Annotated in this window: 6 protein-coding genes; 4 read left to right on the forward strand and 2 right to left on the reverse strand. The window is 58.4% G+C overall.

Going from position 1 to position 7,368, the window contains the following annotated elements:
- Together NW857_RS01260 and aroH are read left to right on the forward strand one after the other, a co-directional pair.
- Positions 1–518, forward strand: a 518-nt coding sequence (locus NW857_RS01260; protein ID WP_414367758.1) for a V4R domain-containing protein, incomplete at its 5' end; no start/stop codon positions are given.
- Positions 519–608: 90 nt separating this feature from the next.
- A complete protein-coding gene (aroH, locus tag NW857_RS01265; protein WP_414334481.1) occupies positions 609–983 on the forward strand; it encodes a chorismate mutase in 375 nt (124 codons plus the stop codon).
- Between the two features lie 294 nt (positions 984–1,277).
- Here aroH and NW857_RS01270 read toward each other — a convergent pair whose 3' ends face one another.
- Positions 1,278–1,679, reverse strand: a complete 402-nt coding sequence (locus NW857_RS01270) for a hypothetical protein (protein ID WP_414335877.1) — start codon at positions 1,677–1,679, stop codon at positions 1,278–1,280.
- Positions 1,680–1,844: 165 nt separating this feature from the next.
- Here NW857_RS01270 and NW857_RS01275 point away from each other — a divergent pair, with 165 nt between their 5' ends.
- Positions 1,845–2,651 carry a Ycf66 family protein gene (locus tag NW857_RS01275; RefSeq protein WP_414367760.1) on the forward strand — a complete coding sequence of 269 codons (807 nt, stop codon included), beginning with the start codon at positions 1,845–1,847 and terminating at the stop codon, positions 2,649–2,651.
- A gap of 40 nt (positions 2,652–2,691) precedes the next feature.
- On the opposite strand, the gene ppc is transcribed toward NW857_RS01275, so the two are convergent.
- Positions 2,692–5,628 (reverse strand): phosphoenolpyruvate carboxylase, encoded by a 2,937-nt coding sequence (gene ppc / locus NW857_RS01280; protein WP_414337262.1) that lies wholly within the window; start codon positions 5,626–5,628, stop codon positions 2,692–2,694.
- Between the two features lie 243 nt (positions 5,629–5,871).
- Between ppc and ribD the strand changes: the two genes are divergently transcribed.
- Positions 5,872–6,972 (forward strand): bifunctional diaminohydroxyphosphoribosylaminopyrimidine deaminase/5-amino-6-(5-phosphoribosylamino)uracil reductase RibD, encoded by a 1,101-nt coding sequence (ribD, locus tag NW857_RS01285; protein ID WP_414337279.1) that lies wholly within the window; start codon positions 5,872–5,874, stop codon positions 6,970–6,972.
- The last annotated feature ends 396 nt before the right edge of the window (positions 6,973–7,368 follow it).

Below are 7,368 nucleotides of genomic sequence, written 5' to 3' on the forward strand. Positions count from 1 at the left end.
GTATCTACACCGGCTTGGAATACGAGACGGGGCAAGCCGCTCGCCTGGTGTTGCGCAACTGTGGTCGTATGTGGGGCAAGGAATTTTTCCGCCGTTTTGCCCAGGAACTCTCTGACTACTACCAGAAGCCTCTGGCCGAGCTGGAGATGGGCATTTTCCTCCAAAGTCTGAGACAAGCTTGGAAAGCTCACGGCTGGGGGTTGATCGAGATCGACTGGACCTACAAAGATCAGGGGGTGCTGGTGGTGTCGATCCGAAACTCTCCCTTCGCTGCCGCTACGCCCCCTCATTTCAAGCGCCCGATGGGCTTTTTGGAAGCAGGCCTGCTGGGCACTTGGTTTAGCCAGTTAACCGGCCAGGATCTGGCCTGTGTGCAAACCACCAGCGAGGCCTTGGGGGCGCAGAGCAACTTGTTTATCTTGACCGCTGCCGCCCGCCTCAAAGAGGGAGAAGCCTGGGTGGACTCCGGCCTCAGCCACGCTCAGATCCTGGAGAAGCTGTTACAGCCTGGCCCCTAACCGGAGCTGGCAGGGGATGGGATCCCGTGGAGATGAGTCTGTATAATTTTCTGGAAGCAAGACGAGCTCAAAGGCGCGAGGGTGTGGCCATTGGGGTGGCGAGTCAGAGCAATTCGGGGAGCCATCACCGTACCGGCAAACACTGCCGAGGCGATTGAAGCGGCAGTAACAGAGTTGTTGGACGCACTGGAACATCGCAACGCTCTAGATCTGGCTGAGTTGGTCAGCGTTATTTTTTCCGTTACCCCTGATTTAAATGCGGCTTTTCCCGCCCAATTTGCCCGTCGTCGCCCCGGCTGGGAATCGGTACCGTTGTTGGATGTGCAGCAGATGGGGGTAAGCAGCGACCTGCCCCGTTGTATTCGCGTTCTGATCCAATTGAATACTCCGCTTGCCCAAGCTGACATGCAACATGTGTATCTGCGAGGTGCCCGCGAGTTAAGGCCAGATCTCAGCGCTGTTTAACCGATGGGAAGCCGCGGGGTTTTCCGCGGTTACGGCCATTTATCTCATTTCAAACAAAAAAATATGAAGAAACTACATCCATCCCTAACTCCCCTCTCCCTGAGGGAGAGGGGTTGGGGGTGAGGGCTGCCTCAGGGAGAGGGGTTGGGGGTGGTCGCGTGAGCGGCGCGGAGCGCTTGGGCTGACTCAGGGAGAGGGGATCGTCTGTTGTTGGCTTAGAGCAGCCGGGAGCTATGCTAGTCTCAACGCGCCCTGGCAGGCTCAGACGGCTTGGGAAAAAGATCGGTAGGGCATTCAGGAAGATAGCTTCTCGCGCAAGCGGGCTTCCCATTGTTGCAGTTGCTCTTGGCGGGCGGCCACCTCGGCTTCTCGACGGCTCAGCTCTTGGCTTTGGCGAGTCAAAGATTGCCGCCAGCTTTCGATCTCCGACAGATCCACCAGACTGCGGTTTTGAGACAGGCTGTGCAACATCTCCACCAGCTTCATGGCCGCCTCTTCCAGCCGCTCTACCCGCCGCTGTTCCGAGAGCTCAACCAGCAGCAACACGCCAACGTTGTAAGGGCCAGCATCTTTGCAGGTGACCCACTCTGGCTGGCGCAGTGGGATCCAAACCCCTTCTTCGGCCTGGCGAGCCAAGAGCTGCAGCTCCCCCTGGCCGAAGAGACTCTTTTTGTGTACCCGTGCCAGATACAGCATGGAACATGCAGGAAGATGTTGCCGATTTTAGCACCGATCCCATGGATTCAAGAGGGATCCAAACCCGGGTGTTGTCCGTGCCGGCGGGAGGATCGATGTTAGGATCGGCTGTGGAATGGGTAAGGCTTAGCGCTCTCCCCTCTTCATTGTTTAGGGATCCCTGGCATGTTTCTCACCCAAAGCCCCTATTTTTTGATGGCAGCGCTGGTGGCGATTGCCAGTGGAGCCATCTTCGCAGTTCGCTTTATCAAGCGAGAGGCCTCCGCTGAATCGGATGTGATTTTCGCCACGATGGGCCTGATCTATTCCATCTGTTTGCTTCTGGAGGGTCAGCGGCTCATCCCGTTGCTGTTTTTTGCCCAGGTGCTGCTGGCGGTGATGGCCGGCTGGTTTGCCATCGAAACTTTCCGGTTGCGGATTCTCTTGAGCGAAAAGGTACGGCAGGTGGGCGGGGTTCGTCCAGCCGTTCGCAAGAAAGACTTCAGCCGTACCTACCCCCTAGATGACTATGCCCAAGGACGCACGGTTTCTGCTCGGGCCGAAGGATCCCGCATTCGCGATACCTCCTCTTACAGTCGCGCCATTCCCAAACGCAGCAGCGAAGAGCCTGGGCGTCGCCCCAGGCCCCAACTGACCAGCGATACCCGTGTGCGTCCGCGCCGCCGACCCGAAGTGGATGAGTATTACGACGAGCCAGGATCCCGCTCTCGCCAAAACACCGACTACGATGAGCCCGCCCCGCCGCCAGAGGCCCGTCGCCCCGCCACCGGAGAGTATCCAGAGGATGTAGATACGCAGGAGGAGCGCGGCACAGGCACGGTCACCCGCCGCCGTCCCCCACGTCTGCCCCAAGACCAAGGAGAAGGCTACCCGAATGAGCCCCCCCGTCGTCCCTCCCGCCGCGTTGTCGAGGTGGAATCGGTCGAGGTGGAAGAGGCGGAGCCAGAAGAGTACGATGACGACCTGTTCTGAAGATCTGAACCAATCTGAGCTTGGCCGGCGTTTGAGGGGTTCAGCCCGTGTTGCGCATTCCGGCGGCAATGCCGTTGATGGTGAGCATGGCTCCGCGCAGGAGTTCAGCGCGGTTGTAGCGCGTGCGCCCGGCGCGGGCTCCTTGGTGCTCTCGCAGGCGCTTGAGGAGAGAGACCTGAATAAAGCCCAAGGGCACAATCGAGCGGTTGCGCAACTGCACCGAGCGCTTCAAGTAGGGATCGTTCTCCAACAGTTCCCTGTGACCCGTAATCTGTAGCACCATTGTGCGCGTGCGGTACATTTCTTGGGCAATGCACTCAAACAGCTCCATCGCCCGCTGCAAACGTTCTGGAGAGCTCATCTCCCGCACGTAGTGACGCGCTATTTGCAGATCCACCTTGGCCAGAGTCATCTCCACTTTGGAGATCACCATGCGGAAGAAGGGCCACTCGCGGTAGAGGTGCTGCAGGTGGTTGAGGTTGTGCTCGCCCTTAGCCACGTATTCTTGTAGGGCGGTGCCGACCCCATACCAGGCCGGCAAGAGAAAGCGGCTCTGCGTCCAACTGAATACCCAAGGAATAGCCCGCAGGGATCCAATATCTTTCGAGCCACCGCTGCGGCGAGCAGGACGGGAGCTGATCTGCAGTTGGCCGATCTCTTCTATGGGGGTAACCTCATGGAAAAACTCCACAAAACCCTCCTGCTCGTAGACCAGGTTGCGGTACACCTGGCGGGAGCGCTCTGCCAAGGATTCCATCAAGCGCGACCACTCGTGCAGGTCGTTGGGGTAGGTGCGCAGCAGGCTGGCCTGGATCACAGCGCTGGTAACGGTTTCCAGGTTAAAAATGGCCAGATCTTGGAGGGAATACTTGGAAGCCAACACCTCTCCCTGCTCGGTAATCTTGATGCGGCCTCCCACGCTGCGCCCCGGCTGGGCCAAAATCGCCTCGTAGGCCGGCCCTCCCCCGCGCCCCACCGAGCCGCCCCGGCCATGGAAGATCTGCAGCTTCACACCATAGGACTCGGCCACCGCCTGCAGCCGCTGCTGGGCTTTGTAAATCTCCCAGTTGCTGCTTAGAAAGCCAGCATCCTTGTTGCTATCCGAGTAGCCCAGCATCACCTCCTGTAAGTCTTCTTGCTGAGCTAAGTACTGGCGGTAGAAAGGGATCTCCAACAACTGCCGCAGCACCTCTGGCGCTCGCTTTAGGTCTTCAACAGTCTCAAACAGCGGCACCACTGCCAGGGATCCGCGCCCGCTGATGGGATCGTAAAGGCCCACCTCCTTGGCCATCAACAAAACTTCCAGCAGATCGCTCAACTGGCGGCTCATGCTGATCACATAAGTTTGGCAGATGGCCAGGCCAAATTCCTGCTGCAGACGGCGCAGGGTGCGAAAGGTGGCGATCAGCTCCGCCGTTTTCTCGGAAAAAGGGCTCTCCAGGGGGATGAGGGGCCGACGGGTCTGCAGCTCCTGCAGAAGAAAAGCCGTTTTTTCCTCTTCCGTCATCTGGCTATAGGGCCGCGGCAAAATGCGCAAGTACTCAAAGATCTCGGTGAGAGCGGCCTCGTGGTAGCTGCTGTCTTGGCGGATATCCAGGTGGGCCAGGTGAAAGCCAAACACCTGCACCTGTTGGATGAGGTGATCCAACTGGCGGCAAGAAAGGCCACTGTTTTTCAAACTTTGCTGGATAAGCTGCAAGTCGGCCAGAAATTCTTCCGCATTGGCGTAGGCGTTGTCCACAGGGGGAGGGGCGGGCAGACAGGCGGAGTCGGCCAAGTTGCGGTTGCGCTCCCGCGTCAACTCCAGCCGCCGCTGCATATAACTGAGCTTGAGACGGTAGGGCTCTTGGCGATACTGCAGCGAAAACGATTCGTAAACCTCCGGCATGAGGCGGTGATCTTGCTCGAGGGCATCCAGCAGTTGGCTGTCCACATCCCCCCAGTGCAAAGAGACGCTCAGGGTTTTGGTGAGCGCCTTCACCGATTCGATGTACTTGCCCAAAATCAGGTTGCGCTGGTAGCGGGCCGTTTGCCAGGTAACATCGGCGGTGACGGAAGGATTGCCATCCCGATCCCCGCCCACCCACGAGCCGAAGTTGCAAAATCCTGCCGGCGGCGGCTCAACGCCGGGAAACGCTTTTTTCAAGCTGCGGCTGAGGTATTCGTGCAGCAGCGGGATAGCCTGAAACAAAACCTCTTCAAAATAGTGCAAGGTGTAATCGACTTCGTTCAGAACGGTCGGTTTGGACTGATGCAACTCGTCGGTGCGCCACCAAAGCAAAACCTCTTCCGCCATCTGTTCTTTCAACATCTGGGCCTGCAAAGGCTGAGTCTGTTCTGCCCAATCCAGTTGGCTGAGCAGGCGAGAGAAGGCCCGTTGCTTTTCCCGGATGGTGTGGCGGACGATCTCGGTGGGGTGGGCGGTGAACACCATGCGAATGTGCAACTGCTCCAGCAGTCGGCGCAGTAGGCCTGGCGGCACTCCTTGAGCCCGCAGGTAAGGGAACAACCGTTCAAATTTTTCGTTTTCCCGCACCGTGCGCTGCTGGCTGTCCACCATGCGCATGTCGGAGTCTTCGGCCCGTTCGTAGTGCTGTTCAACAATGTTGATCAACTGGAAAAACAGGGCAAAGGCGCGCGCCGTTTGAATGGTGGCATCGAGGCTGAGATGCTCGATAATTTGCAGCACCTCTGGGATCGGGTACTCCAGGGCTTGTCCTTCTGGGGAACACATGGAACGCAGCCGCTGCAACAGCTCCACCAGAGACTGCCCGCACTCCTGCAGGATTACGGCTTCCCAGAGTTCTTCCACCAGTTGCAGGCGACGGTTTAACAGGTTGTTCCTGTGGTTGAAGGCTTCGTTGATTTGGAGGGGATGGGCCAAGGGATCGCGTTCCCCAAGCAGGGCAGCCTCCTTCAGCCCGTTGGCAGAAGCCGCTGCCCACTCTGCAGCGGTCAGGTGGGGGGAAGAGGTCATGAAGGCAGCTCCTAGAACAACCATCCCAATATTAGAGCCTGTTTGTCGAAACCCAAGATGTAGCAGGTATCACGGTCAGGAGGTTGTGAATTGGCGGGGGCAACTTCTTGCCCGTATCTGGATCGATACCCACCTCTTGACGTCAGGTAGCCGAGCTAGAATTTAGAGCATCTATCGTAGCTTTTGACCGTCAACTGGCAGCTCTATAGCCAGCTTCAGCCCCCTGGACTGGACGCCCATTTTATGACCTCGGATCGGCAATGGATGGAGCGGTGTTTGTCCCTGGCCCGTTCCACATTGCAGCGCCCCTCTCCCAATCCGCGGGTGGCCTGCGTGATCCTGCAGGGGGAGCAGGTGGTGGGAGAAGGCGTTCATCCAGGGGCCGGCCAGCCCCACGCAGAGGTGTTGGCTCTGCAACAGGCGGGATCCCTGGCCAGGGGCGCCACCCTCTACGTCAACCTGGAGCCCTGTAACCACTATGGGCGTACCCCCCCCTGCACCGAGGCCATTCTGGCGGCTGGGATCCGGCGGGTGGTGGTGGGAATGCAGGATCCCAATCCCCTGGTGGCCGGCAAAGGGATCCGCCGCCTGCAGGAGGCCGGGGTTGAGGTAACAGTAGGGGTGCTGGAGCAGGAGTGCCAAGAATTGAACGAGGGCTTTGCCTTCGCCATTGTGCAGAAACGGTGTTTTGGCCTGCTGAAATACGCCATGACCCTAGACGGCAAGAGCGCCGCCGCCACCGGCCACAGCCAGTGGATTAGCAACCCTCTGGCGCGAGAGTGGGTTCACCGCCAGCGGGCCTGGCACGACGCGGTCATCGTGGGATCCAAAACCGTCTGGCACGACAACCCCCGCCTCACCTGCCGCCTGCCGGATTTTCAGGGATCCCAGCCCCTGCGGGTGGTTCTCAGCCGCTCCCTAAACCTACCCCCCGTGGCCCACCTCTGGCAGGTGGAAGAAGCACCAACTTTGGTGATCACCGAAGCCCCAGAGACCCATTCCCTCTGGGGATCCCTGGCCAAGCAAGGGGTGGAGCTGCTGCACCTGGATCAAGTAACCCCGGCCCAGACAGCACAGGCCCTCTTCGAGCGAGGCTGTCTGAGCGCCCTCTGGGAATGCGGCGGCACCCTGGCCTGGGCAGCCCTCAAAGATGGGGCCATCCAGAAAGTGGCCGCCTTCATCGCTCCCAAGATCTTGGGCGGGGCCGACGCCCCAACCCCCGTAGGAGGAGAAGGGATCCCTGACGTTAACCAGAGCTGGCAACTGCTGGAGCCGCAACTGCAGACTGTGGGGGATAACTGGCTGATCACCGGGAAGATCCCCTCTTCTAGCCCCGATGACTAAGAGATCGATTGTTGACAAATTCGCGAGGGCTATCTGGAGGGTTTTAAGTGTCTGAACGAACAGACTGATATCTGTTCAATGTAAATGAATATACTGATCAGAAAAATACAGCATTCTTGCAAAGTAGGTTTCAGAATTGAGCTCAACTGTGCTATGCTGGCCGATATTCTAGGGGGTCATAAGGATCTTTCGGTAAGGCCAGCAAAATCAAGCTGTAGGGATCTGTCAAGATTCTCCTGAGGTGAACCTTGTGAAAGGTAATGACGAAGACTCTAGCTTCTTTGTCCAGTTCTTTTTCAGCCGGCGAGCTGATTGGGGACTTTCCCAGTACAAATCTTGGTAGGGAGAACCATCATGTTAAACCTTTTTGCCGGCCTGCTCTTTACCTCGCCTTAC

The sequence above is a fragment of the Synechococcus sp. H55.9 genome (assembly GCF_047462355.1).
Taxonomy (GTDB): domain Bacteria; phylum Cyanobacteriota; class Cyanobacteriia; order Thermostichales; family Thermostichaceae; genus Thermostichus.

What these genes read in the sequence shown, in the direction of transcription:
- NW857_RS01270 (WP_414335877.1), bottom strand. Translation starts at nt 1,679, where the DNA reads ATGCTGTATCTGGCACGGGTACACAAAAAGAGTCTCTTCGGCCAGGGG.
- NW857_RS01275 (WP_414367760.1), top strand. Translation starts at nt 1,845, where the DNA reads ATGTTTCTCACCCAAAGCCCCTATTTTTTGATGGCAGCGCTGGTGGCG.
- ppc (WP_414337262.1), bottom strand. Translation starts at nt 5,628, where the DNA reads ATGACCTCTTCCCCCCACCTGACCGCTGCAGAGTGGGCAGCGGCTTCT.
- ribD (WP_414337279.1), top strand. Translation starts at nt 5,872, where the DNA reads ATGACCTCGGATCGGCAATGGATGGAGCGGTGTTTGTCCCTGGCCCGT.